The sequence below is a fragment of the Virgibacillus sp. L01 genome, assembly GCF_052246775.1.
Taxonomy (GTDB): Bacteria; Bacillota; Bacilli; order Bacillales; family Amphibacillaceae; genus Lentibacillus.
This window is the reverse complement of record NZ_JBQQCP010000006.1, coordinates 70,105-95,424: the sequence shown is the minus strand read 5'-3', so window position 1 is coordinate 95,424 and position 25,320 is coordinate 70,105. Positions and strand designations below refer to the sequence as shown.

Below are 25,320 nucleotides of genomic sequence, written 5' to 3'. Positions count from 1 at the left end.
GGGATAAGTTAACCAGACTATTAAATATTAAGCTGCTCGCTTAAATCTTTACAACACTATTAGTCTCTGCGGCTTCCAGTATACCGAGGACCACTTTGAGTGATGACAATGCATCTTGGCCAGTTACAAGTGGCTCTTCATCAAGACGGACACAATCGATAAATGCGTCGATGACACCTGTATTTGTCTGGTTATCATTCGTTTGGATAGTTTCAAGTTTATAATTTACCTGTTCACCATCTTTGGTAATCACTTCAATTTGATACGCAGGATTATGATAGATTTTCATTATCCCATTTTCACAATAGATAGTTGTGCTATTATCTTCCTCCCCATAATAAGTCCAAGAAAAGGCTGCTGTACCAAGTCGGCCTTTTTTTGTCTTCAAGCTGGAAACAATATTGTCACAAACTTCAATTGGTTTACCGTGTTCATCAACCTTATCAAGCGCTCCTTGAAAAGCGCTGACTTGTTCGATTTCATCGTCCAATAAGTAATGGATCAGGTCTAGCTTGTGAATACCTAAGTCACCTGCAACACCAAATCCGGAGCGATCTTTTTTGAAGAACCATGTTGAGTTTGTTTTGTTCACACCCCAATGCTCTGGCCCCTGATGCCCAAAAGTAGTTCTAAATGTGAGAACTTTACCAAGTTCACCATTGTTTAGTATTTCCTTGGCTTTTTGGTGGGCGCGGGTAAATCGCTGATTATGGTCTACCATTAACTTTTTCCCGGATTTCCTTTGCGCTTCGACCACTTCATTTGCATGATCGATTGTAAGGGAGATAGGCTTCTCGCATAGGACATGCTTGCCACTAAGCAATGCTTTTGTTGAAAAAACGTGATGATTTTCATTTGATGAACAGTCACTAATAACCTGTACGGAGGGATCTGCTAACAATTCATCAACGGTTGCTGCAACGCTTCCGTCAAACAGTTCTGCCAATTCTGCTGACCGCTCCGGGTTTCTATCATAAAAAATGATCTCACTTACATATGGATTTGCCTTATACTCCGGTGCATGACGAAACTTAGCAATTGAACCACATCCGATAACACCTGCTTTTATATTCAAATGACCGCCTCCTATTCTCTCTTTTGGAATACTACTGCTATAATTATAATTAAACCTTTTACCAACCCTTGAAGGTGTGGAGAAACATTCATTAAGTTCATCGTATTATTAAGAATGCCCAGGATTAGCACACCAAAAAATGTTCCAATGATTTTTCCCTTGCCTCCGGTCATTCGAGTTCCACCAATGATAACTGCAGCGATAGCATCTAATTCATAAAGCATACCGGAGCTAGAGGACGAAATGGAATTCAATCGTGATGTTTCAATTATTGCTGCCACACTGACAAGTAAACCTGCTAAACTATAGACACCAAGCTTCACACGATCAACACGAATTGCTGATAAAACAGCTGCCTTCTCATTACTGCCAATGGCATATACATAACGTCCGAAACGTGTTTTATGCATTAAAATATATATTAAAGCCGTCATAATAAGGAATATAATAATCGGGTAATCAATCATCCATAAATCGGAATTCGCGATAGCTGTAAATCCGGATACTTCCCCGGACATGCTTCCACCATCGGCAATATATAATGCAATAGAACGGGCTGACGCCATCATTCCCAGTGTGGCGATAAATGAGGCTATTTTCCCCTTGGCGACCATTAACCCATTGAGTAGTCCTGCGAATGATCCAACTATAAAAGCAGTCAATACAGCCACAAAAATACTGCCTGAAGCATTTAGTGCTATTACCGTAATTACACCAACTAGTGCCAGGACAGAACCAACTGATAAGTCAATACCTCCGGATAGCATAACAACGGTCATCCCTAATGCAATAATCCCGATAATCGAAACATGCATTAATATATTAAGCTGGTTATTGATGTCCAGAAACCTTGGGCTCATAATCGAAGCAGCGATAAATATAATCAGGAATGCAATTATCACACTGTATTCTGACCATAACCAGGAAAGCCGACTTGGTGTATTCGATGGACTTGTTTGATGATTGGTTTCTTTTCGTTCTGTATTAGCCAATTGTTACGACCTCCCTTTTTGAGCCAGTTGCATAACTCATGATTTCGTCTTCTGTTGCTTCTTCTCCTTTAAACTCCGCAGTGATTTCACCTTGGTACATGACATGTATATTGTGACAAATCTTTAATAGTTCAGGTGCCTCCGAGGATAAAATAATAACGCCTTTTCCTTGTTCAGCTAAATCTATAATATGCTGATAAATCTCCCGTTTAGCCCCTACATCGATACCTTGTGTAGGGTTATCGAAAATAATAATATCGGTATTCACCTCAAGCCATTTGGCAATAATAACCTTTTGCTGGTTACCACCGCTTAGCTTGTCAATTGTCACTCCTGGATTAGCTACTTTAATGTTTAATTTATCTTTATAATACTGAAATTTTCGTTTCTCCACTTTTTCCTGGATAAAGCCTGTTTTCTCAAAATGTGCCATAGAGGATAAGCTCATATTATGAACCACACTTAAATCCTTAATAATTGCATTTTCCTTCCGATCTTTTGGAACAAGTCCCAACCCCGCTCTTAATGCATCTTTTGGATGACTTATATTTACCACCTGGCCGTTTATCTTAATTTCACCGGTGAACTTTTTTCGATAACCAAACAGACTTTCAAACAGCTCTGTTCTGCCGTCACCAGCTAATCCTGTGAATCCGGCAATTTCACCCTTTTGGACAGTAAAACTAATATTCTTAAAGAAATCCTTATCTGTTAAGTTGTTCACTTCTAATGCTTCCGGCCCAAATTCATGATCTTGTACAAATCGGTCTTCGGATACTGATTTTCCTACCATCAAGTTGGTGATTGTATCCAGGTTTTCATCATCCAGACTGCCGGTGCCAACCAGTTCCCCGTCACGAAGTACTGTATAGCGATCACAGACTTCTTTTATTTCCTTCAGTTTGTGAGAAATATAAATAATTGAAACACCTGACTCTTTTAGATTTTTCATGAGTTCGAATAACCGATTAACTTCATGTTCTGCTAATGCTGATGTTGGTTCATCCATAATAATAAGTGTGGAATTATGTAGTAGCGCCTTTGAAATTTCAATTAATTGTTTATACGAGGTATCCAGATTTCGTACATACTCTTTCGGATTAATGTCAACACCTAACTTGGCAAGTACATCCCTTGTTTGATTGCACATTTCTTCTACTTTAACAAAACCCATTTTATTGAGAAGTTCTGAACCCAGAAACATATTTTCATAAACTCTTAGATCTGAGACCACGTTAAGTTCCTGATGAATAAAACTTATCCCTTGGTGCTGCGATACAATAGGGTTGGTCATTTTAACGGCATTTCCATTCATCTGTATAGTGCCATTGTCAGGTTGATGAACTCCACCCAAAATGTTCATTAAGGTTGATTTACCAGCGCCATTTTCTCCAAGCAATGCATGTATCTCTCCGCGCTCCACTTGTAGTGAAACGTCTTTTAATACAGGGACGTTGTTGAATGACTTTTTGATGTTTTTCATAGTCATGAAAGGATTTGCAGACATGTATAATTCTCTCCTTTTATAGGAAAAGAGGAAATACAACAGCGGTAATCCCCGCATATTGTATTTCCTTTAACTTTATTTAGAATTTAGAATCAGGGTTGTAATACTCCTCAACATTTTCTTTTGTTACCTTCGTTGCTTCTTTTACCACCATTGATTCTTCTGGATCCTTACCTTGCGCTATATCTGCTGCAATTTTCACACCATCTCTAACCATTGTTGGTGAATAGAGGAAAGTTGCCGAAATTAAACCGTCATCTTTAATACTTTCGAATACTCCTTTAGCTCCGCCTGCACCAGTTACGAATTGTATATCTTCACGTCCTGCTTCTTTAATTGCCTGAACGACGCCAAGAGCCATTCCATCATCCTGTGTGAATACAGCATCGATTTCTGGCTGTGCCTGGAGAATATTTGACATAACCTCTAATGACGTTTCAGTTGAGAATTCTCCACTTTGCGAAGCCACTATTTCAATCCCTTCAGCACCATCCATTGCTTCCTTAAATCCTGCACCGCGCTGCTCTGTTACTGAGCTTGGAGGACCTGTTATTTCAACTACCTTACCTTCACCATCTAATTTCTCAATAAAATATTTACCGGCGTTCACACCGATTCCTTCGTTGTCACCTTTAACAACAACCGTAGCTGCATCGTTTTCAAGTTCACGGTCAACAATTACTAATGGAATTCCAGCATCCTTAACTTTCTGTCCTACCGGTGACAGTGCCGCTGATTCGATTGGAAGCATCACAATAACATCAACGCCCTGTGAGATTAAATCGTCAACATCATTTGCCTGCTTATTTGGATCAGCTGCATTAGTCATTACATAATCAATGCCTTCACTTTCTTTGATTTCTTTTGCCTGATTTTCCGCATTTTCAATTAATGCTCCCATCCATCCATGTGTTGCAGATGGCAATGAAATCCCAATTGTAAGACTATCATCTCCGCTTTCACTTTTTCCTTCTTCACCACATGCTGCCAAACTAATTACCGCTGCTAATGCCAAACATAAAACTAGTAATTTCTTCAACAAATTTCACCCCTTAGTTTTTTATTGAAACGCTCTCCTTATAATGTAATCGATTACATCAACATCTAAGGCCAGCGCTCTATTATCAAAATACTATTCAATAACAGAGCGCTACTCTTAGTTGCCTTATCCTGAGGTAGATTCGCGAATAACGAGTTCATGATCTAATATAATACTTTCAACATCTGCACCTTTTATCTTATCAATCAGCATCTCCGCGGCTATCGTGCCCATCCTGTGCATTGGCTGTGCAATTGTTGTCAGTGTTGGATTTGTCATGTTTGAAAAATCGATCTTATCAAACCCTACAACTGCAATGTCATTAGGAACACTTAGGCCATAGCTGTTAATTTCCTTTAATGATCCAATTGCTAATAGGTCTGATACCGCGAACACTGCGGTCGGTCGGTTTTTTGAGCCTAATATTTTCTTCATTGCATGCTGACCATATTCAAATCCTAAGTGCTGTGTGTAATATATGTAGTCTTCATTGACCGGTATGTTATGTTCTTCCAATGCTTTCCTGTATCCAGCTTTACGTTGCCGTGCATATAAGTACTTTTCATCTGTATTTATTAAAGCAATATTTTCATGGCCAATTTTAATCAAATGTTTTACTGCTCGATATGCGGCTTCTTCATTATCGATTGTTACATATGGTATTCCACTGTCTTCTGAGTATTCGCTGCATTGGATAATTGCATGACGCTCGGCCAGTTCAGTTAAAGTGTCAATGTTTACAGCCGGATCCATTGAAATTATTCCATCAGCCATTTTTTTCCTGACTAGATCAAAGTAAATGTTCTCCCGCTCAGGATTCGAATCCGTTTCACATAAAAGAATATTGTAATTCTGACTTAGTGCTGCAGTTTCAATTCCATTAATTATGTCCAAATAAAATGGATTTGCAATTTTTGGTATAAGAATTAAAAGAATTCGACTTTCCGAGTTTCGTAGGTTTCTCCCCAGCAAACTTGGTTCATAATTTAATTTTTTAATTGCATCTTCTACTTTAATTCTTGTTTTGGCGGTTACCGTGCTTTGCCCATTTAATACCCTGGAAACCGTTGCTACGGAAACTCCTGCTTGTTTAGCAACCTGCTGGATGTTTGCCATCTTTTATGTCCTACTTTCCATCATATCAATTTACTATTTAATTGTAATCGTTTACAATTTTTATAGTAATCGATATCAAATTATCTGTCAATACAAAAATTTAATTTATATAAAACTATTGATTTAATAGGATAAATTATATATGTTAATAATGTAACGGATTACAAGGCAGTATATTCTGATAATTATATTGAAGGAGGTCCTTTCTTTGAAATTAGGTGTTTTTACAGTGTTATTCTCTGATCAGACTTTTGATGATATGTTACGTTATGTTTCTTCAAAAGGACTTGAAACAATTGAATTAGGTACCGGTGGATTTCCGGGGGATGCACATTGCAAGGTTGATGAACTATTAAATGATGAAACCAAGCTCCAGCAATTTAAACAGAAGATCACGGAATATGGATTAGAAATAAGTGCACTAAGCTGTCATGGCAATGCACTTCATCCCCAAAAGAAATTTGCTGAACCTGCAGATGAGTTATTGAACAAGACAATACGTCTAGCCTCCAAGCTTGATGTTCCAGTTGTAAACACTTTCTCAGGGTGTCCTGGCGATCATGAAGGAGCGTTGTATCCAAACTGGCCTGTTACCCCATGGCCACACGACTTTCAGGAAGTACTGAAATGGCAATGGGAACAGAAACTGATTCCATATTGGAAGGATAAAAATGATCTTGCAATAGCCCACAACGTGAAGATCGGTTTGGAACTGCATGGTGGATTTTCGGTCCATACACCAGGTAACATGCTGCGTTTACGGGAAGCATGCGGTCCAGCAATTGGCGCCAACCTTGATCCGAGCCACATGTGGTGGCAGGGGATTGACCCGGTAGAGGCAATTAAAATTCTGGGACGTGAAAATGCGATTCACCACTTCCATGCAAAAGATACCATAATCGACCAGCAAAACATGAACAGAAATGGCCTAACCGATATGACCGACTACTCGGAAATGCGTGATCGTGCCTGGTATTTCAGAACAGTTGGCTTTGGCCATGATGTCAAAACATGGGCAGACATGGTCAGCACATTGCGTCTTATGGATTATGATTATGTCGTTAGCATTGAACATGAAGATGGATTAATGTCCATTGATGAAGGGTTCACCAAAGCTGTTGAGAACTTGAAACCCGTTATGGTGAAAGAGTCTGTTGGGGAGATGTGGTGGGCTTAAACGGCTTCATAGATTAAAAGCAAGAGGATGGGACATAACTAAAACTTTCCACTCTAAGGCGAATAATAACAGGATAGGATAGTTGGATCTAATACGTAGTTGATATAAACTTAGAAGTAAACTATAGATAACCAATTCGTAGCATTTAGTGTGGCACTCTACCCACGCAGTTGGAATATACTCGCTTTCCGTGGGGTTCTTAGGATCGCTGTCCCACAGGTGTCTCGCATAGTCCAACTGCTAGTTTGGTGATATAAAATCTTAACGGGTTCCGTTTCCTATCACAAAACGTAGAATTACACTTTAAAATGTAACTAAATTTGTATAACTATTTGCATCGTACTTGTAGTGATATTTGTAATTAAAAATTAAGAATCTCAGTTCACTGAACTGAGATTTTTCTTCAATTTATTTTCAACTGCTTCTTGAACTAACGCACCCGTTAGTCATACATGTAGCGCAAAATCAGCGCTACACCACAGAGAATGAAAATGGTTTACTCCGTCGATACTGGATTCTACGGCTGGGAGAGGAAGGTCGATCAACTATGGTGCGTGAGAGCCCATCCTTTAGTCTGACTCCTTCGACCACGGTGCATCACAGATTGTCGCTCCCTTACGGGAAGCACTCATGGTAGATTAATCCTATTCTGGTTGTTGCACCAGCCTCCAATAATATATGCCGTAGAAAGGATGTTTTCAATGGATGTAATCATTGAAAGAGCCTGTGGTATGGATGTCCATAAAGACAACATTACTGCATGTATCATCACTCCAGAAGGAAAGGAGATTAAAACATTTTCAACTAAAACGGTATTCTTAATTCAATTGGTTGATTGGATTAAGGAACACAGGTGTACTCATGTGGCAATGGAAAGTACAAGTGTCTACTGGAAACCTATTGTCAATTTACTAGAAGCAGAAGATATTGAGTTTCTTGTCGTGAATGCCCAACATATTAAATCTGTCCCTGGACGTAAAACAGATGTAAAAGATGCCGAATGGATTGCCAAACTACTTCGCCACGGTTTACTCAGAGCTAGTTTCATCCCAGACCGAAACCAACGAGAGTTGCGTGAACTTGTTCGTTATCGCCGAAGCATTATTGAAGAGCGCGCTAGACAACATAATCGGATTCAAAAAGTATTAGAAGGAGCTAATATCAAACTTGGTTCTGTTGTTTCCGATGTTATGGGAGTGTCTGCTCGTGATATGCTTCGAGCAATCGCCGAAGGCGAAGACGATCCCAAAATACTATCAAACTTTGCAAGACGAACAATGAAAAAGAAAAAGGAAGAACTTAAGCTTGCACTTCAAGGTTATATTAGTGATCATCAAAGACTCATGATAAAGACTATTTTAAACCATATTGACTTTCTAACTAAACAAATCGATATGCTGGATCAAGAGGTAGCTAGTAGAGTAAGCATTAACCAAGAAGATATTGAACGCTTAGATTCAATTCCTGGAATAGCAACTCGGATGGCTGAACAAATGCTCGCTGAACTTGGAACAGATATTAAAAACCAATTTCCTAGTGCATCGCAAATGTGTTCTTGGGCAGGGTTAGTTCCTGGAAATAACGAAAGTGCAGGAAAACGAAAATCCTCTAAAACTAAGAATGGAAACAAATACTTAAAATCAGCATTAATCGAAGCAGCTCATTCTGTCCGAGGATCAAAAAACTATCTTGGCGCACTTTATCGCCGAACTGCTGCACGAAAAGGTAAAAAACGAGCAGGAATTGTAGTAGCTCATGCGATATTGCGTATTGCCTATTATCTATTAACTCGTAAAGAAATGTATGTGGATTTAGGCGAAGATTATTTCGACAAGCAAAAACAACAATCTATTGTTCGGCATTCACTTCGAAGACTAGAAAGCCTAGGGTATACCGTTTCAATTATAGAACCAGAAGCATCTTGATATGATCATTCAACTTCAATAGACCTTGGAATTTGGCGCTCTCCCTTTTAAAAAAACCAATGAGCTGCGTCTTCTTTAGTTTTGCCTTTTTCTCGTTATTTCAGAAGTTAATTTTCATGGTAGTTTAATAATCTATGAGAAGAGTTTTCCCTTTTCATAAAGACATTTTTTACTTGTAAGCCAAGCCATAACATCAAAGCAGGAACAATTGCGAAAATCAGTGGATAATCAAAATTAGCAGGAATACCTGTTATATTTAAGAATGGTTGAATAGTTACAAAATATAAGAAGTTAAAAGAATTTAACATTGAACCTTCAAAACCAGTGGCAGGTAGTAAAGTACCTAGATATAGTAGCAAACTCAATATTGGGATTAAGAAAACAGCCTGGATATTTTCACCGATGGAACCTTTATTTGTCAAAAAGAAACCTAAACTGAAATACAGAACCAGAGAAAATATTAAGACAGCCAGAGATAAGTTTTTATTTTCAATTCTGCTCCAAACTTCCAAATTTAAAATTCCAGCGATACCTATAACAATGAAATGAAAAAAGAGCGACTTGATATTAGTTTTTAAAAGATTAAATATTCTCATTCAATCCCCTCCTTATTGAAGTAAAGCACCCTTTAATTTAAGTGTAAAAATTCACAACCTATTGTTATTTAAAGACTTAAAGCCTTACCCTTTTGTATTTCCATCAACCCTCGCTTCTCTAAAATTTATATTTTTCATTATTTAGGAGAAATTATTTAATGTCAATTAAAATTTGGAGGGTTATATATGGAAACTGAACACAATATTCGTCTTACTTCATCAGAAGTAGCTTCACTTTGGACTAGCTACATGAATAATAGTATGTCTAAATGTGTACTAAAATATTTTAAAGCAAAAACACAAGATACAGAAATTAGTTCAGTATTAGAACTTGCTATTGAAATTACTGAATCGATAATTCAAGACATCACAAATATCTACGAAAAAGAAAATCACGCTATTCCTGTTGGTTTTAGTGAGAGCGAGGATTTAAATCTTAATGCACCTGCGTTATATTCTGATACATTCCATTTAAAGTTTGTTCATAATATGGCGAGGCACGGGATGACTTCCTACGGTGCATCTTTCGCTGGTTGTGCACGTTCAGATGTAAAAGAACTTAACTCTAAAGCAATTGACCTAACAAGAAATTTATATAATAAGTCATTAGATGTTTTGCTAGAGAAAGGGTTATACAGTAGAGCCGCCCCTATTCCAATACCAGACAAAGTAGACTTTATTGAAAAACAAGGTTATTTGACAGGTTGGTTTGGAGAAAGACATCCTATGAATGCACTTGAAATTATGCATTTTTATAACAATATGGAACGAAATTCCGTTGGTAAAGCATTATTATTAGGGTTTGCTCAAACGGCTGGTTTACAAGAAGTGCGAAATTATATGGTTAGGGGAGCTAATATTGCCAGTAAAGTAGTTGAATTTATGGCTAAAATATTAAATCAAGAGAACCTTTCACAAACTCCAACATTGGACTCAGACGTATTAAAATCAACAACAGCCCCTTTTTCGGATAAACTAATGATGTTTCAGGTATCAATGTTATCAGGAATGTCTCTTGGATATTATGGTGTAGCCTTAGGAACGGTTTCAAGACGTGATTTAGGTTCAAAGTTTATGCGTATTACTTTGGAAGCTGTTCAATATGCAGAGGATGGAGCCAATATTATGATTGAACATAATTGGATGGAAAAACCCCCTTCATCCATTGATAATATTGAAATTGCAAAGACGAAAAAGAAATAGTGGAGATATGAGTGGATAAGAATCCTATTGAGAAACTATTATGGTCAGCTGCTTTACCTGGATTTGGACAGTTTTTAAACAGAAAATTATTTAAAGGCACTGTTCTGCTGATATTAGAGTTCTTGGTCAACGTTCAAGCAAATTTTAACGAAGTGATTATTTTAAGTTTTCAAGGTAATATTCAACAATCGATTGAACAAACGGACTACGGCTGGTTAATGTTTTATCCGTGTCTGTATTTTTTTGCGATGTGGGATGCTTGGAAAGATGCTGGTGGTGGTAAAGATAGATATTCTTTTCTTCCATTTGTATTTGCTGCTTACTCTGTCACCACAGGATTGGTTTTGTGCCAAACATTAACGTTATTTGGGGTGCTATTTGGTCCAGTTTGGCTCCCTATGTTGTTTGTCATTCCTGGAGTAATAATCGGATTGATTATTAGGAGTTTTATTTACAAATTTTTTTAATACCCATTCATCTATATTTATTAAATGTAGATTGGATATTTATGTGGGCTGTTACTTCCCTCCTGCTTATTTAAGTAAGAAAATTCAATTCCCCCTCTTAAAGAAACCTGCTGCGTTAGTGAAATAGTGACTGCCTTATTTCGCAATCGCACCCTTTAGTTCAAGATGATTTCTCTGCCCAAAAATTTACATATAAGTTTGTAACTGTCACATCAATCATTCCTTCTTCTTCAAAATCAGGATTTATATTGTCTGGTAAATCTAAATAAAATCCAAACTCTTCTACATCACTTGTATCTTCAGAAGGACTTAATTGATAAGTATCACCTCTATACGTTGCTTTTGCTTTCGCCTGAAATTTACTAATTAAATCATCATTATTATGTTGGAGTTCCACACCCGATACTAGTGTTGCACCACCTAAACTGTAACTTCCACTTGACCTAAAGAACATTTCATATTCATTTGAATTATGAGCGATTACTTTAGACATATAAATTTGGTTTTCTCCATCCTGAAAAAGCACTTTTTCTTTGTTACTCTCCAAATCATTTAAATCAATCTCGATTGTATTTTCTCCTTCAACAGGGTGTGCATTATTATGATAATCTTCAATGTTAGTGGTAAAGTAATTTATCCCTTGTGTCCGAAGATTATATGTTTCCACTGCTAGAGGTACAAGCACAACACCAAGAACTATTATTGCTGCTGCAATATATACCGTATTTAGATTTAAGAATCGTTTCATTGAACTCCCCCAATTCACAACATTTGTATTTTCGCCATAAGCCTAATTCCATTTTTTTAAAAAACTGTTTTGTTAGTTCAATAAGAAATGCCTTCCTAATTGAAGTAAAGCACCCGTTAATGAAATTACTTTAATTACTCAAGGAACCCAAAAAGTCACCTATACGAATTAACATATCTTCAATTTTATGTTCTTTATTTAAATTTGCTTGACCAGTAACCGTTTCAACTTCTGATGATTCACTGCCTTCTTTTTGGTACTGTAATTCTAAGGTGAATTCATAAATTATCTCTTCAGATTCTGTTTTCTCGTATTCGATATTTTTCACTTTAAAGTTGTAATCATATTTCATTGCTTCAATCAGTATTCCAGAACCATTATTGTTATTTACAAATTCCCTATAGGATGTTTCATTTGCAAAATAATCTTCAAAATGGGCTTTATCATATTGCAGTAAATCTTCGATGCTAGATTCTTCACTATTAAATATTTCCTTTAATTCATCATCTGGACCCATAACAGCATTCTGTAATACAGTTTCAATTGTCTGTATGTTTTCATCTTGTGCTTTCATTTCTGTGTTTTCAGTGCATCCAACCATAAATAATAGAAGTGAAGTTAAAAAAGCGATTGCTAATAATTTATAATTTTTCAAATAAATCTCCCCCTTTATAAGTAATACGACCATTTATGCAAATAGGTTTCAAAAGGCATTATATTCAAATCTTGTTCTTCAACTCTTCTGCTGCGTTAGTTGAACAAGAAATGCCTTTTCTTTATTGAAGGAAAGCACCTTTAGTGGAACAAGGATTATGTTAAAATGAGATTTAAGTAATCACCGTGCCCCCGTATAAGGTCAACTTCATTTACAGAGGAAATCCAAAAAAAGCGGAATGTTAACCCTTCTTCATCTCCTCCACCAATTGGTTTGTAAACCCAATTATCTGGTATACCTGATACATTTATCTTGTAAAAAACCTATTATGTATTGCACCATCACCATTTTCCCAATAATCTTTGGCAATTAATTTCTCAATCTTAAAATTCTTCAATCCTGTTTCTTCTTCAATTTCCCTTATAACTGCATCATAAGTATCTTCTTCGTCATTGACTGTACCTTTTGGTATTTGTATACCTGCTTCAATAATCGGGTGTTGAAAAACCAATACTTGTGTTATTCCATCTTTAATTCTTGTTACATAACCGTAGGCTTTTCTAATGGGTTTCAATGATAATTCCGTCCTCCATAACAGTTTATCGTTTAAATCGCCACTTTAGTGGAACAAGGATGATTCCTTATTCAAGGAAAGCACCCTTTAGCTTAACAAACACTTTATTTATTATATTCAATTGTCGTATTTTCTAATGGAATAACTTCTTCTTCGTTTCCCCATTTAATAACTATTCTAATTTCTGCATCTTCTGGAGTGTAAAATTCACTAGCATTCGTTTCCGTCAAACTACCTCCAGGAGCATTACCAATCCAACTTTGGAAATCAGAATATGTACCACCATAATCCTCTACATCATCCTCACTTTCAATATGCCATTTAATACCTAAATCTTTGGTCCTTTCTAATTCTTCAGCGTCGTCACCAATATATTCAGTTCTCATGCTTAAGCTGTAATTGTATTCACCAAAGTCATTTTCGTCTTTGGATTGTTTAATCTCCAACTTTGGATACCAATGTTCACTCTTCCCTTCAAATACAAGATGGTTAGCTATCTCTTCATTAGAGCACCCAACCAACAAAAGAATCGATAGCCCTAACAATGATGTAATAATCTTTATCAAAACCAAATCTCTCCTAACACAAATTAAAATTTCCCATTTACTTTAAACTGTCCGTTAATTAAAAAGGCATATCTGCTTGTTGTAGATACGCACCCATTAATTTAAGTAGAATTGTTCACAATTCCCTTTGCACTAACTCATTAGCTGTTTAGTTGAAGAAGTTATTTTTTCACCTTATAACGGAGCCAAACTGAACCATTACCAACAGGTTTCACATTTTTTAACTCTAAGTTAGTCGCATCATCTAAATCTTTTAGGTCCTTTGAATCAAAAATTGAGGGTGTAGCAGTACCTCCTATTGCTAAAGGTGCTATTACTAAACTAATTTCATCAATCAGACCCCGTCTTAAGAAAGCTCCATTTATTGAACCCCCGCCACTAAGTCCCAATTTTCTATATCCCATATCATATAGCTTATTTAAAGCAATAGATAAATCTATAAACTCTCCTGTTCCTGCTAATATATGATTGATTCCTTTCTCTTTTAATTGTTGAATATATTCAACCGAGACGTTTTCTTTAGTAACAACTAATAACCCTTCCGTTTGGTACCAGTCAATACGTCCTTTACCATCAAAAACAATATACGCTTTCGATTTTTTAGGCTCGTAAATTGGCTTATCAAGCTCTACCCAATCTTTTCCCCAAACTATTAAACTTTCACTCCCAGATGCTAAACCATCACAATTTAACTCATCGTATAGTTGGTGAGTTATTTCATTCGCCTCTCCGTCAATCCCTGCTGCGGCCCATTCCGCTACATTCTTCTCTGGAGCTGTGGTAATTTTCCCATCAACAGAAGAGAAGACATTTAAAATAACTTCAGGTCTATTCAATATGAAGCACCCCTTTCTTAATCTGTTTCTAATTTTATAGAAAACGAATTAAATATGTCAGTAATTTTTCTCCCCTTATTTAGTGGAACAGGGGTGCAATTCCTTATTCAAGATAAGCACCCTTTACCTAAATAGCTTTTATTTTTTAAAACTGTCTATAAATACATAACCAAATACAATACCTGCTGTTGTTGTTAATGTGGTATTTCCGTACAATATTAAATCATTTACAAAGAATAAATTCCTGTATATCAATATCGGTGCTATTGCTATAAATAGTGCTGGAATTCCAACTGCAACGAATTTAATCCAATCAAATCCCCTTAGCTTTTTCACTTTAATCTCAATAATCAATTTGGGCAATCGTAAGAGCACTCCAATAATCATAGGATATATAGTTGCGAAAATTAAAACAGGCGTTAACTTAAATGTTACATCAGCCTCTTCTTTTAATCGAGTTTGATACTTAGCTCCTAGATAAAAAATAAATCCAATAACAACTGTACAACCGAGATAATATAAAAATCTTTTAACTGAAAACTCCCCCTTAATGTTGGTTTACTTCTAAATATGAAAAGCAACCCACAAATGTTTCTATATTCTGTCAATTTTTCTTCTTCAACTATACTGCTGCGTTAATTTAAGTAAGTTTATTCACATATTCAATTTAACGTAAAATTCCAATAATTCTTGCAATAAAAATAGGATCAACGAAATCGACGATCCCTTATTAAACATTTGTCACCCTTTAGCTTAATAAGAGTTGAGTTATCTTTTTGTCCATTCACCATTTTTATCTAAAAGTAAAGTATTCCGCCCCAACTTTCCTTCCTTTATTATAATAGGGATATGTGTAAAGGTCTTACAATATATTTACAGTAAGCACAAAAAATAATGGATTTGGAACTAACGTAGAACGATAGTTATTAACTTTAAATTTATTTATATAAATCTTTTTAAATATTCGCCAAATATTTTGTTCATAACTTTGGGTGTGTTTTCTAAATAAACATCAATTTGTTCAATGTTCGATTCCAATTTATCAGAGTTTCTTTCATCTGTTGGAAAATCAGATATTCCTTTAATGATAATGCATTCAACATCATTCTTCTTACAGATATAAGCAATTGCACCCGCTTCTGTATCGGCTATTGTTATTTCGTTTTCTTTAAGTTCGAAATAGTCCTTCCACATAACTACTGCTTTATCAGCCGTGGCAATTGTTCCGGTATAAAACTCATTTCCATATTTTGATAGAGCAATATCAACTATGAAGGATTGTTTAATAAGAGGCTCAATTTCTTTTACTGTGCAATCATATTGAACGGCTTTATCGGGTACAAAAATATCCAAATTACTGAATTTATCATCTATTCCTGCACATGTTCCAGCAACGATTACTTTAGTTAAATTAAATTTAGAAATCATATACTGATTACCACCAACACCATTTACTTTTCTTACACCGGTACTATAAAAAACAAGTTCAGTATCATTAATTATTCTTGTGAAATACTCGCCATAAGGATAACCGAAACGTTCGTTATCTTTTATGCTAAAGTATTCTAATGTCACTTCATATTCCCACTTCGTTGCAATACTTATTCCTATCATCGACTTATCACCCTACGAATATAATTTATCACTATTGAATGTCTATACACGGTCTGAATTCATTTTAATCACTATCCTTCTTTACTGTGTTATCACCAATTCGTTATTAATATGTAAATATCCTTTTTTACTAACCTGCTACGTTTAGGTGTAATGGTTCACAATCGCTGCATTTATTTTAACATAAATATTCTGAATACCTTGTAAAATCAAGCGAAAATAAAATAATTTCCAATTTATTGGTAATTTTATATATGTCTATTTGCATACGAATTGGTAGGTTAAAATGTGGACTTGCACTGGCTACTGTTACCTAACAAATTGGGGTACAAATTACACTGCAATTTTAATAGGTATTAAGTCGAAAATGCTATTAAACCAACAAAAAATTAGCATACAATTTGATAGTCATTTTACATTACATTTTTAATGTTTGTGATAGGAAAAGGAACCCGTTAATAAAATCTTGTTTTTTTAAGTTCTAGTGAGCAAAACCCAGTGGAGGAATTTCACGAAGACTCCTGCGTGTCACCGGCTAAAACCGGTCACGTCCTGTGACCAACGCCGGTACTAGAACGTCCTGTTCGTCGAAGCAACAGCTGAAGATCCCGCAGGAAGCGGTTTTTGTTTCCGAGGAAGCTGAAGCGTTGCCCTAGGTGCGCGAAGTGTATTTCCGAAGCGGTGTCATAGCACTCAGCTATTTTTCCATGTTAGTTCGCAGTTTATATCTAATCAGTATCTAAAATAAATCCAAACATATTCGGATTCTATTTCAAGAATTTTGAATCATAGTTTGGATTTTACCTTGATTGAAACACTTTTGTCCCGGCCTCTTTTTATTATATTATTTTTAATTTATAAAGTAACGGACTTATATTTATGATAGAATAATTTTTAAACCGTTAGAAGAGGAGTGATCCAAATGTTCTTTTATGAAGTTGATGAAGATATTACCTTGAAATTCCTGGATAGCAATGATGCCGAATCTCTATTCCAGTTAACGGATACTTCGCGGGATTCGTTACGGGAATGGCTCGCATGGGTAGACAACACAACAACAGTTACTGACTCAAAAGAATTTATTAATTCCACTCTGAAAAGCTATGATGAGAATAAGGGTATGACGACAGGAATCTTCTACAAGGGGTCACTTGCTGGTGTGGCTGGGTTTAATAATTTTAGTTGGCGAAACCGCATTGCTTCTATTGGATATTGGCTTGGGACGAATTACCAAGGCCTTGGGATTATGACACGTGCTACAAGCGGCTTGATCGATTATGCATTCCATACGCTCGAAATGAACCGCGTAGAAATTCGTGCTGCTTATGAAAATAAACGAAGCAGAGCAATTCCTGAACGGCTTGGTTTTGTAAAAGAGGGACAAATACGTCAGGCAGAGTGGCTATACAATCACTATGTGGACCATGTTATTTATGGAAAGCTTGCAAGTGAGTGGGAGAGTCGTAACCGATGAATTTCTACGTGGCTTCAGAATTTGCGAATAAAGAGCAAGTACAATATGTTACACAAAAGCTCCAGTCCAGGGGTTATAACCTTACATATGATTGGACAAGGAACGAGCGAGCAACAACTGAGAGAGAACTCAGTAGAATTGGCATACTCGAAAAAGAAGCAGTTCTTAACTGTGACTTCTTCATTCTTTTGCTTCCTGGCGGTAAGGGCAGTCACACAGAGTTAGGAATGGCACTTGCATTAGATAAACGTGTTTATATTTATTCTACTGACATGATAGATAAAACTACTGCATCAACGTTTTACTATTTACATGGTGTCGAGCATTTTTATGGAGCAATTGATGATTTTGTTGAAAGGATTGGTTTAACCTAGGCTCTATTATAATACCCCTCTGGCTAAAGGCAGAGGGGATTCGTCATTTCCCGGGAAATATCGACAAAATGTTATGTTAATTTATTTATCTGCCTTATCATAAAGTTTGTCAAAGTGATTAACCATCTCGAAATCCAAATCCGTTAGCCCCTTCATTTGCCACGATGAAATTTTTACTGTGACAACTTTATAATCTATCGAAATGAAAGGGTGATGCTGTTTTTCTTCTGCATATTCTGCAATCTGATCAACAAACCGTACACCCTTTAGAAAGTCTTTAAAGCGGTATTTGCGTTCAATCCACTTTTCATCAAGTCGTTTCCAATCAGGCAAATTTGCCAATTCCTTTGTGATTTGCTCTTCACTTAACCGTTCCATTATCTCTCCTCCTTATAAATAATTTGATGGTTATCCTCAGTTTAACAAATAATTATCCTAATCACCTAAAATCAACAACTTATGCACAGTCTATCCACAGGATTTTGGGGATAACTCCTCATATCAATTACAACAACCCAAATACATCATTGCACGTATACAATCCACTTCATTAACTAAGACTACAATTGTGATTACTTATGTCTTGAGGTGGCCAATCGATGAATGAAAAAGAACTTTATTTTAAAATTTACGAAACGAAGGAGCAGCTTGGTAATCTCATTACCGAACATTGGAACATGTATTCAAATATGGGTACGTGGTATTTTTGGTTTAATGTGGCTGCTATTCTGCTACCACTCATTATACTATTTTTCGTGTTAGACAAGAAAAGATTTTTCGAAGTATGTTTCTATGGTTATTCTGTACACATACTTTGGCTATATGTTGATGGCTACTTAACCTCAAATAATTATCTCAATCACCCGCATAGCGTTTCTTATTTATTGCCACAGGCATTCACTGTGACAGCAGTACTATTTCCGGTTACTTTTATGCTACTATATCAATACTGTATCAAGAACGGAAAAAACTTCTACATATATTCCATTATTGGATCCTTTATATTTGCATTTGGATTTGGAGGAATTTCTGCAGCTGTTGAACTGTTAAGGATGCACAAAGGCATGAATCTGGTATATTTATTCCTGATTGACATTGTAATAGTATTTATTGCCCTAGGAATGACGAATCTTTTTAAAAAAATAAAACACAACAAAACCTAAAGGACTCCAGTGCCTAATCTAATTTAGCACTGGAGTCCTCTTATTACTTACCGCATCTGTACCTTATGCAGATGAGCAAATATTCCATTACGCTTCAATAATTCTTCATGACTTCCTTCTTCTTCAATACCATCCTTGGTTACAACCATGATTCTATCTGCATTCTTAATTGTCGCTAATCGGTGGGCAATTATTAATGTTGTTCTGTCTTTTGTAAGTTCTGTTAATGCTTTTTGGATTATCGTTTCAGTTTCTGTATCCAGGGCTGATGTCGCCTCATCTAAAATCAGGATTGGTGGATTTTTTAAAAACATGCGTGCAATCGCAATACGCTGTTTCTGACCTCCTGATAATTTCAAGCCACGTTCACCAACTTGCGTCTCATAGCCATCCGGCAGTTCTTGTATAAATTCCTCCATATGTGCTTGTTTTGAAGCATACTCAATTTCCTCGTTAGTTGCATCAAGCTTACCATAGGCAATATTATCTCTTAATGTGCCGGTAAATAAAAATACATCCTGCTGCACAACACCTATTTGATGTCGTAACGATTCTTTCGTCATATCTCTAAGATCAAGTCCATCAATCTTAATGCTCCCATCATCAACATCATAGAATCTCGGAATAAGTGAACAAATCGTTGTTTTACCAGCCCCAGACGGTCCGACAAATGCAACGGTTTCCCCTGATCGAATGTTTAGGCTGAGGGACTTCAGAACAGGCGCATGCGTTTTTTCATAACCAAACGTAACGTCCTCAAATGAGATATTTCCTTTTAGTGCACTGACTGGCTTTGCGCTGCCATGGTCAACGACATCTGGCTCTATGTCCAATAAATCGGTAAAACGTTTAAAGCCTGCCATTCCTTTTGGGTATAACTCGAGCAAGGCGCTAATCTTCTCAATCGGCTTGAACAACACATTAACAAGCAATACAAAACCAACTAGTTCGCCGGTTGTAATTTCATCGTTAAAGCTAAGCCACGCACCAACTACCAACACGATTATAACGATCAGGCGCATCATCATGTATATGTTCGAATGGACAAATGCCATTACTTTGTATGCTCCAATTTTTGCTTTACGAAAACTGTAATTATCCTTTGTGAAACGTTCCATCTCAAATTTTTCATTTGTAAATGATTGTACAACTCTGACGCCTGAAACAGCGTCTTCAACCCGTGCGTTCACCTCGGCAATATCATGGTACATTGCCCGCCAGGCCTTATTCATTTTAATGTTACTGTAAGCAATCAGAAAGATTAAAAACGGTACGGCAATTAAAATAATCCATGCCAGCTGTGCATTCTGATAGAACATATACCAAAATGCGCCAACAAATGTCATAATCGCAATGAAAAAGTCCTCTGGCCCATGGTGTGCCAGCTCTCCTATATCAAATAAATCATTAGTAATCCGACTCATTATATGTCCTGTTTTTGTATTATCAAAAAAACGAAATGATTGGCGTTGGACATGATGGAACAAGTCCTGGCGCATATCCGTTTCAATATTGACTCCAAGTTTATGACCAAGGTACGTTACAACATATTGCAAGAAAGTACTAAGTAAATAAATCAGTAATAATCCAATACTGACTATGATAATTAAATCCCAATTGTCTTTTGGTAATAATCTATCAATAAATTCCTGGACTGCAATCGGAAAAGCAAGTTCCAATAGCGCAACAAATACTGCCGCTGTAAAGTCAATAATAAATAAACGCCGATGTGGCTTGTAGTAAGCAAAAAAACGTCGAATCAAGAGTTGCACTTCCTTTTTAAGTTAATCTAAAGGAATTATAAGTCTAATTAACAAGCTTGGCAATAAAGAGGACTTGCCACCGAAAAAGGTTGTCAAGGTTGTCTATGTTCTTGCATATGATTACATATAAACTTTTTGGAGGTGAACTACTTATGAAGAAATTACCTGTGATAAATTGGATTTGTTATGCAGTAGGCTACGTATTTATTACAACTGGAATTCTTAAGTTACTCGTTGATGACTTTAAAATAGTTTTCAGTAATTTAGGATTACCATATCCGGAAACAATTCTTTTTCTCGTTGCCATCACAGAAATAGTGTGCGGTGCACTGATTGTTAGCCAAATGTATCTTAAACGCGCTACCGCAGCACTTATATTTATTATTTTAGCAGCTATTTTCCTTACAAAACTGCCTATCTTAACTACAAACCAAGGATTTCTTTCCTTTGCATTTGAAGCAAGGCTTGACATTGTCATGCTTATCTTGCTCATACTGCTTTGGCAGAACGCACCAGGCAAAACACTTACCTAGTACGTTACGATTCAGCGTTGGAAAACTTTATGGTAGCAAACACAACAAAAATAGCACCAATAACTCCTACAACAACCTCTTCTGTAAACGTAATAATATGATCCAATACTTTTAAATCCAGTCCCATTGCCTGCCGCAGTGGGGCACTCATTGTTTCAGTTCTGTAATACCATTAGTAAGCAGTCAGTCAGAATCTACGGACTTTTGAAGGGAAATGCTGTCCACTTCCTTTAAAAAAGGATAATGTTCTTTTAACTGGCGATCCGCCTTAAACAACGCACCTTTCCAATTATTAGAAGGTAGTCGGCCTAGTTATCCACAATTTTATCCACATATGCACAAATGTTCGCACTCATTTAGTTATAGAATAAATGTTCCGTACAATATATTGATGTTATAAACAATCTATTCACAGTCTGTGGATAAACAATGATCTTTTAGCAAACTTTATTGCTCTTTACCATCGCATTTTATTTTTTTTGTTCAGAAACAACAAAATTATAGAAAACAGCCATAAAAAAAGACTAACTTGGAAGTTAGCCTTTAGTTTCGTTGTTCTCCTAGTTTAATTGTTGTTTCTTTCTTTTCTCCATCTCGGTAATAGGTAACCTTTAATGAATCACCTACTTCTTTCTCCTGGTATAAAACTTTTCTTAAATCAATGATATTCATTACTTCCTTGCCACCAACTGCGACAATTACGTCAAGCCGTTCAATTCCTGCTTTATCTGCTGGGGATAGTGATTCAACACTCCATACATAAACCCCACCATTTACACCTTCAGGAAGATTTAAGGTATCATCCCATTCTGTCTGTGGTACTTCTTCAAGTGAATAAATTTCAACACCTAAGTAAGGTCTGGTAACCTTCCCCGTTTTTTCAAGCTCTTCTACAATTGGTCTGGCAGCATCAATCGGGATTGCAAAGCCGATTCCTTCTACAGCTTCCTGGTTGATTTTCATCGAGTTAATTCCAATCAAATTTCCGTTCATATTAATTAGAGCTCCACCGCTATTACCCGGGTTTATTGCCGCATCTGTTTGGATTACTTCCGCCTGCCAGTCAGCACGGCCATCTTGATTAAAATCCTGTGGTATTGTTCGCTGCTTTCCACTTATGACTCCTTGTGTTACAGATCCGGAAAACATCATCCCTAGTGGATTTCCAATTGCAATTGCCGGTTCGCCTACTTTAACGTTTTCGGATGTTCCCATTTCAATGGGTTCCTGAACTTGCTTCCCATCCATTCGCAATACGGCCAAGTCGGAGAACAAATCGCTGCCAAGTATTTCTGCTTCTACATGTTTATCACTGGATAAAACTACTTCAACCGTATCCGCTCCATCTATTACATGATGATTCGTTATAACGTAAGCATAACCATCTGCTTTCTTATAAATAACCCCTGAACCTGTACCTGTTTGATTCTGGCTGTCCTGACCAGTTTTTCCGCCCTGTTGTTCCCAGAAATTACCTTGATGCTGGATATTGACTACACCTACTACAGCAGGAGAGACATTTTCAACAACATCTGTAACTTGAGTTGAAACATCAACGGAAACATAACCACTCGATTCTGGTTTGCTGGCTGTATTGTCACTTGCAGTTTCAATTGGAGCAGTCCATGCTTTTGGTAACACATCTGATTTCAACAAGGTGGGTAAAGCAATCAAAATAATAACCATACCAATGATTATTCCTGCTAGAGCAGGAACCAACCATCGGCTTCGTTTATTATTTTGGTCTGGAGGCTGATAGTCATCATCAAAATAACCCATTGAACCATCCCCTTTTTCTTAAAGGCTCTGTTCTTTTAAGCTTGGCAATTGATATAAAATGCGAAGTACTTTTTAAAAAGTTTGAGTGCTATTATGCCTCAGCTCCCACTGGATTCTACGTGTATTTCCTACGCTGTTGATTCGGGTAGGAATCGCTATAGGATAATGTGTGACAACACTACACTAGTCCGGGTGAGCGGAGGGCGGTGACTCCCGCGGAAATAGCACGTTTCCGAAGCCCCCGCAGAGTGGTCTTCTCGAGGAGGCTGAGGTCGTGCCCTAAGGTGCGCATCCGCCCGTAGCGACCCCGGACGGCGAGACGAGAGTTTATAGAGATTATTCCGGCAGTTCCTTCGCAGTTTATATCATACTACGAACAAAGATCTTTATCGTTAGCTATTTCTATAGTATTACCAAAATTGCAGATTTATTAACCAACATCATATAAAGTGGTTGGTGTTTTTGGGTCTGTATCATATAAATCCAGCTTAATGCCACGCTCCTGCAGCATGCCATCAACTGACATGCGAGCCAAATCTTTCATATTGTTATCTTGGCTCAAATGGGCCAAATAAATACGCTTTGTCCGGTTACTAATTATGTCGCTTAAAGCAATTCCACAATCTTCATTAGAAACATGACCGTTATCACCTAGTATGCGTCGTTTTACATTCCAAGGGTACCGACCCATCCGGAGCATTCCTACGTCATGGTTAGCTTCAAATATATAGGCATCCGCATCTTCAACTGTTTTCTTAATCCGCTCTGATACATAGCCTAAATCTGTTACTAGCGCTACTTTCTTGCCATTTTGACGGAATGTAAAAAACATTGGTTCTACAGCATCATGAGAAACCCCAAATGATTCTACATCAATATCACCAAATGTTTTTACTTCTTCCATATTAAAATGAAATTTCTGATCCACTGATATGGAGCCAATAGAATTCTCCATTGCCTTCCATGTTTTAGCATTTGCATAAATAGGTAAATTATATTTTCTAGCTATTATTCCAAGACCTTTAATGTGATCGCTGTGCTCATGTGTTACGAGAATTCCTGTTAGGCTTGAAGGATTAACCTGAATTTCTCCAAGCAACCGATCCATTTGCTTTCCACTTAACCCTGCATCAACTAATAGCTTCTGCTTGTCTGATTCTATATAAAAGGCGTTTCCCGTACTTCCTGAAGCGAGCACACTAAAACGTAACGTCATTCTGTATCACTCCGATTATCTGTTGGAATTGTATCTAAATGATTTAAAACATATTCTTTTACTTCATTATCATCTTTAAGTGATTGAAGTGTTTCTTTTGTATACGATATATAATCAGTTAAAAATGTCATCTCATCACTGGAAAACACCAGATTTTCCATAGCATTTACATAAAAGTTTTTTTCCCCATTAACGGTTATTGTCCATGTCGGCGCGAATAATTGTTGACCATTGGGCAACGGTATTCGTTGATGGAATCCCATATTAACATCGGTTATCTCATCCTCAGGCCATAGTCTGTCTCCATCAAATAAAACCTTTATTGCATCAATAGGTTTAATGAGTGACTTTTCCTCTGTGGGCGTTTCAGCCTCTCCCAACATTGTCTGCGTGTAGAAAATCATTTCATTACTATTATTGAGATATACAACAACAATTCCATTTTGATTATAGTAAATTGGAAGATCTCTTTTTTTCTGGAAGAAAACCAGTACATTCATTTCCTTATTCCACGTACCATACGTATAGTTTTCCTCCAAGAGAATTTTACTTTTTACGATTTCAGTTATTAAATTATTATCTGCTCCTTCAGGTATCGTAACAGGTTCTTCAAATTGGGACACGATAAAATTTCCGTTTATAACCTCTGATTGCTGATTACCAAGTCCATTCAACGATTCGACTTCTTTGTCAGTAAACGACTTTTGATTTGCCGATATATAGGACTCATTCAACTCCTCTGCAGGTAAATCAGCACTTATTTTTATATTTTCATTTTCAAGCTGCTCCTTGAACGTAGCTTCTTCATTGTCTTCAGCTAACCCATAATCCAATTCTTCCAGTTTATCGAAGAACATAAATAACAAATAAGCATTTAAAACGAGGAAGCAGAGGATAAATAACGTTTTGATCTGTTTCCATTGCATCC

Annotated in this window: 27 protein-coding genes; 8 read left to right on the top strand and 19 right to left on the bottom strand. The window is 36.7% G+C overall.

All coding sequences use genetic code 11. The annotated features are described in order from the left end of the window. Positions 1 to 40 precede the first annotated feature (40 nt). The 5 genes from ACTWQM_RS12490 to ACTWQM_RS12470 all read right to left on the bottom strand — a co-directional run bounded on the left by ACTWQM_RS12490 (position 41) and on the right by ACTWQM_RS12470 (position 5,729). Positions 41 to 1,075: a Gfo/Idh/MocA family protein gene (locus ACTWQM_RS12490; protein ID WP_443258491.1), complete on the bottom strand. Its 1,035-nt coding sequence runs from the start codon at positions 1,073 to 1,075 to the stop codon at positions 41 to 43. A gap of 11 nt (positions 1,076 to 1,086) precedes the next feature. Beyond that, positions 1,087 to 2,067, bottom strand: a complete 981-nt coding sequence (locus tag ACTWQM_RS12485) for an ABC transporter permease (protein ID WP_443258490.1) — start codon at positions 2,065 to 2,067, stop codon at positions 1,087 to 1,089. Beyond that, positions 2,060 to 3,574, bottom strand: coding sequence for a sugar ABC transporter ATP-binding protein (locus ACTWQM_RS12480; protein WP_443258489.1), 1,515 nt, complete (start codon positions 3,572 to 3,574; stop codon positions 2,060 to 2,062). The genes ACTWQM_RS12485 and ACTWQM_RS12480 overlap by 8 nt, the downstream gene beginning before the upstream one ends. A 79-nt stretch (positions 3,575 to 3,653) precedes the next feature. After that, entirely contained in the window at positions 3,654 to 4,613 is a 960-nt protein-coding gene (locus tag ACTWQM_RS12475) for a substrate-binding domain-containing protein (RefSeq protein WP_443258488.1), read from the bottom strand. Between the two features lie 126 nt (positions 4,614 to 4,739). Beyond that, positions 4,740 to 5,729: a LacI family DNA-binding transcriptional regulator gene (locus tag ACTWQM_RS12470; RefSeq protein WP_443258487.1), complete on the bottom strand. Its 990-nt coding sequence runs from the start codon at positions 5,727 to 5,729 to the stop codon at positions 4,740 to 4,742. 208 nt (positions 5,730 to 5,937) lie between these two features. Here ACTWQM_RS12470 and ACTWQM_RS12465 point away from each other — a divergent pair, with 208 nt between their 5' ends. After that, on the top strand, positions 5,938 to 6,906 hold the full coding sequence (locus tag ACTWQM_RS12465; protein WP_443258486.1) for a sugar phosphate isomerase/epimerase family protein: 969 nt from the start codon (positions 5,938 to 5,940) through the stop codon (positions 6,904 to 6,906). Between the two features lie 701 nt (positions 6,907 to 7,607). Further along, positions 7,608 to 8,831 (top strand): IS110 family transposase, encoded by a 1,224-nt coding sequence (locus ACTWQM_RS12460; RefSeq protein WP_443258485.1) that lies wholly within the window; start codon positions 7,608 to 7,610, stop codon positions 8,829 to 8,831. Positions 8,832 to 8,938: 107 nt separating this feature from the next. Here the strand turns inward: ACTWQM_RS12460 and ACTWQM_RS12455 are convergent, their stop codons facing one another. Further along, positions 8,939 to 9,427: a hypothetical protein gene (locus ACTWQM_RS12455; protein WP_443258484.1), complete on the bottom strand. Its 489-nt coding sequence runs from the start codon at positions 9,425 to 9,427 to the stop codon at positions 8,939 to 8,941. 186 nt (positions 9,428 to 9,613) lie between these two features. Between ACTWQM_RS12455 and ACTWQM_RS12450 the strand changes: the two genes are divergently transcribed. Beyond that, entirely contained in the window at positions 9,614 to 10,630 is a 1,017-nt protein-coding gene (locus tag ACTWQM_RS12450; RefSeq protein ID WP_443258483.1) for a DUF3231 family protein, read from the top strand. A gap of 11 nt (positions 10,631 to 10,641) precedes the next feature. Next, on the top strand, positions 10,642 to 11,097 hold the full coding sequence (locus ACTWQM_RS12445) for a hypothetical protein (protein WP_443258482.1): 456 nt from the start codon (positions 10,642 to 10,644) through the stop codon (positions 11,095 to 11,097). A 160-nt stretch (positions 11,098 to 11,257) separates the two neighbouring features. On the opposite strand, the gene ACTWQM_RS12440 is transcribed toward ACTWQM_RS12445, so the two are convergent. The 7 genes from ACTWQM_RS12440 to ACTWQM_RS12410 all read right to left on the bottom strand — a co-directional run bounded on the left by ACTWQM_RS12440 (position 11,258) and on the right by ACTWQM_RS12410 (position 16,090). Then, positions 11,258 to 11,845: a hypothetical protein gene (locus ACTWQM_RS12440; protein ID WP_443258481.1), complete on the bottom strand. Its 588-nt coding sequence runs from the start codon at positions 11,843 to 11,845 to the stop codon at positions 11,258 to 11,260. 130 nt (positions 11,846 to 11,975) lie between these two features. Continuing rightward, the gene (locus ACTWQM_RS12435; protein ID WP_443258480.1) at positions 11,976 to 12,500 is read right to left on the bottom strand and encodes a hypothetical protein; all 525 of its coding nucleotides are present in this window, start codon (positions 12,498 to 12,500) and stop codon (positions 11,976 to 11,978) included. Between the two features lie 307 nt (positions 12,501 to 12,807). After that, positions 12,808 to 13,074, bottom strand: coding sequence for an NUDIX domain-containing protein (locus ACTWQM_RS12430; RefSeq protein WP_443258479.1), 267 nt, complete (start codon positions 13,072 to 13,074; stop codon positions 12,808 to 12,810). A 104-nt stretch (positions 13,075 to 13,178) separates the two neighbouring features. Beyond that, a complete protein-coding gene (locus ACTWQM_RS12425) occupies positions 13,179 to 13,640 on the bottom strand; it encodes a hypothetical protein (RefSeq protein ID WP_443258478.1) in 462 nt (153 codons plus the stop codon). Between the two features lie 161 nt (positions 13,641 to 13,801). Further along, positions 13,802 to 14,476: a RibD family protein gene (locus ACTWQM_RS12420; RefSeq protein ID WP_443258477.1), complete on the bottom strand. Its 675-nt coding sequence runs from the start codon at positions 14,474 to 14,476 to the stop codon at positions 13,802 to 13,804. Positions 14,477 to 14,614: 138 nt separating this feature from the next. After that, complete coding sequence (locus ACTWQM_RS12415) at positions 14,615 to 14,830, bottom strand: hypothetical protein (protein ID WP_443258476.1); 216 nt, start codon at positions 14,828 to 14,830, stop codon at positions 14,615 to 14,617. A gap of 588 nt (positions 14,831 to 15,418) precedes the next feature. Then, positions 15,419 to 16,090, bottom strand: coding sequence for a 5'-methylthioadenosine/S-adenosylhomocysteine nucleosidase family protein (locus tag ACTWQM_RS12410; protein WP_443258475.1), 672 nt, complete (start codon positions 16,088 to 16,090; stop codon positions 15,419 to 15,421). Between the two features lie 922 nt (positions 16,091 to 17,012). On the opposite strand from ACTWQM_RS12410, the gene ACTWQM_RS12405 reads away from it, so the two are divergent. Beyond that, positions 17,013 to 17,564 carry a GNAT family N-acetyltransferase gene (locus ACTWQM_RS12405; RefSeq protein WP_443258474.1) on the top strand — a complete coding sequence of 184 codons (552 nt, stop codon included), beginning with the start codon at positions 17,013 to 17,015 and terminating at the stop codon, positions 17,562 to 17,564. Then, positions 17,561 to 17,938, top strand: a complete 378-nt coding sequence (locus tag ACTWQM_RS12400) for a nucleoside 2-deoxyribosyltransferase (RefSeq protein ID WP_443258472.1) — start codon at positions 17,561 to 17,563, stop codon at positions 17,936 to 17,938. Before ACTWQM_RS12405 ends, ACTWQM_RS12400 begins: the two co-directional genes overlap by 4 nt. An 81-nt stretch (positions 17,939 to 18,019) precedes the next feature. Here ACTWQM_RS12400 and ACTWQM_RS12395 read toward each other — a convergent pair whose 3' ends face one another. Further along, a complete protein-coding gene (locus tag ACTWQM_RS12395; RefSeq protein WP_443258471.1) occupies positions 18,020 to 18,316 on the bottom strand; it encodes a 4a-hydroxytetrahydrobiopterin dehydratase in 297 nt (98 codons plus the stop codon). 221 nt (positions 18,317 to 18,537) lie between these two features. Here ACTWQM_RS12395 and ACTWQM_RS12390 point away from each other — a divergent pair, with 221 nt between their 5' ends. Next, positions 18,538 to 19,101 carry a hypothetical protein gene (locus ACTWQM_RS12390; protein WP_443258470.1) on the top strand — a complete coding sequence of 188 codons (564 nt, stop codon included), beginning with the start codon at positions 18,538 to 18,540 and terminating at the stop codon, positions 19,099 to 19,101. 47 nt (positions 19,102 to 19,148) lie between these two features. Here the strand turns inward: ACTWQM_RS12390 and ACTWQM_RS12385 are convergent, their stop codons facing one another. Next, positions 19,149 to 20,864: an ABC transporter ATP-binding protein gene (locus ACTWQM_RS12385; protein WP_443258469.1), complete on the bottom strand. Its 1,716-nt coding sequence runs from the start codon at positions 20,862 to 20,864 to the stop codon at positions 19,149 to 19,151. Positions 20,865 to 21,016: 152 nt separating this feature from the next. Between ACTWQM_RS12385 and ACTWQM_RS12380 the strand changes: the two genes are divergently transcribed. Beyond that, positions 21,017 to 21,397: a DoxX family protein gene (locus ACTWQM_RS12380; RefSeq protein ID WP_443258468.1), complete on the top strand. Its 381-nt coding sequence runs from the start codon at positions 21,017 to 21,019 to the stop codon at positions 21,395 to 21,397. 4 nt (positions 21,398 to 21,401) lie between these two features. Here the strand turns inward: ACTWQM_RS12380 and ACTWQM_RS12375 are convergent, their stop codons facing one another. The 4 genes from ACTWQM_RS12375 to ACTWQM_RS12360 form a co-directional block, all read right to left on the bottom strand. Continuing rightward, positions 21,402 to 21,548, bottom strand: a complete 147-nt coding sequence (locus ACTWQM_RS12375; RefSeq protein WP_443258467.1) for a hypothetical protein — start codon at positions 21,546 to 21,548, stop codon at positions 21,402 to 21,404. A 392-nt stretch (positions 21,549 to 21,940) separates the two neighbouring features. Beyond that, complete coding sequence (locus ACTWQM_RS12370; protein ID WP_443258466.1) at positions 21,941 to 23,176, bottom strand: S1C family serine protease; 1,236 nt, start codon at positions 23,174 to 23,176, stop codon at positions 21,941 to 21,943. Between the two features lie 430 nt (positions 23,177 to 23,606). Next, complete coding sequence (locus ACTWQM_RS12365) at positions 23,607 to 24,392, bottom strand: MBL fold metallo-hydrolase (protein ID WP_443258465.1); 786 nt, start codon at positions 24,390 to 24,392, stop codon at positions 23,607 to 23,609. Continuing rightward, the gene (locus ACTWQM_RS12360) at positions 24,389 to 25,318 is read right to left on the bottom strand and encodes a two-component system regulatory protein YycI (protein ID WP_443258464.1); all 930 of its coding nucleotides are present in this window, start codon (positions 25,316 to 25,318) and stop codon (positions 24,389 to 24,391) included. The genes ACTWQM_RS12365 and ACTWQM_RS12360 overlap by 4 nt, the downstream gene beginning before the upstream one ends. Positions 25,319 to 25,320 lie beyond the last annotated feature (2 nt).

Excerpts from the sequence above, each read along its gene's own strand:
- ACTWQM_RS12480 (WP_443258489.1), bottom strand. The coding sequence starts at position 3,574 with ATGTCTGCAAATCCTTTCATGACTATGAAAAACATCAAAAAGTCATTC.
- ACTWQM_RS12470 (WP_443258487.1), bottom strand. The coding sequence starts at position 5,729 with ATGGCAAACATCCAGCAGGTTGCTAAACAAGCAGGAGTTTCCGTAGCA.
- ACTWQM_RS12460 (WP_443258485.1), top strand. The coding sequence starts at position 7,608 with ATGGATGTAATCATTGAAAGAGCCTGTGGTATGGATGTCCATAAAGAC.
- ACTWQM_RS12455 (WP_443258484.1), bottom strand. The coding sequence starts at position 9,427 with ATGAGAATATTTAATCTTTTAAAAACTAATATCAAGTCGCTCTTTTTT.
- ACTWQM_RS12450 (WP_443258483.1), top strand. The coding sequence starts at position 9,614 with ATGGAAACTGAACACAATATTCGTCTTACTTCATCAGAAGTAGCTTCA.
- ACTWQM_RS12440 (WP_443258481.1), bottom strand. The coding sequence starts at position 11,845 with ATGAAACGATTCTTAAATCTAAATACGGTATATATTGCAGCAGCAATA.
- ACTWQM_RS12410 (WP_443258475.1), bottom strand. The coding sequence starts at position 16,090 with ATGATAGGAATAAGTATTGCAACGAAGTGGGAATATGAAGTGACATTA.
- ACTWQM_RS12405 (WP_443258474.1), top strand. The coding sequence starts at position 17,013 with ATGTTCTTTTATGAAGTTGATGAAGATATTACCTTGAAATTCCTGGAT.
- ACTWQM_RS12400 (WP_443258472.1), top strand. The coding sequence starts at position 17,561 with ATGAATTTCTACGTGGCTTCAGAATTTGCGAATAAAGAGCAAGTACAA.
- ACTWQM_RS12395 (WP_443258471.1), bottom strand. The coding sequence starts at position 18,316 with ATGGAACGGTTAAGTGAAGAGCAAATCACAAAGGAATTGGCAAATTTG.
- ACTWQM_RS12390 (WP_443258470.1), top strand. The coding sequence starts at position 18,538 with ATGAATGAAAAAGAACTTTATTTTAAAATTTACGAAACGAAGGAGCAG.
- ACTWQM_RS12380 (WP_443258468.1), top strand. The coding sequence starts at position 21,017 with ATGAAGAAATTACCTGTGATAAATTGGATTTGTTATGCAGTAGGCTAC.
- ACTWQM_RS12375 (WP_443258467.1), bottom strand. The coding sequence starts at position 21,548 with ATGAGTGCCCCACTGCGGCAGGCAATGGGACTGGATTTAAAAGTATTG.
- ACTWQM_RS12370 (WP_443258466.1), bottom strand. The coding sequence starts at position 23,176 with ATGGGTTATTTTGATGATGACTATCAGCCTCCAGACCAAAATAATAAA.
- ACTWQM_RS12365 (WP_443258465.1), bottom strand. The coding sequence starts at position 24,392 with ATGACGTTACGTTTTAGTGTGCTCGCTTCAGGAAGTACGGGAAACGCC.
- ACTWQM_RS12360 (WP_443258464.1), bottom strand. The coding sequence starts at position 25,318 with ATGCAATGGAAACAGATCAAAACGTTATTTATCCTCTGCTTCCTCGTT.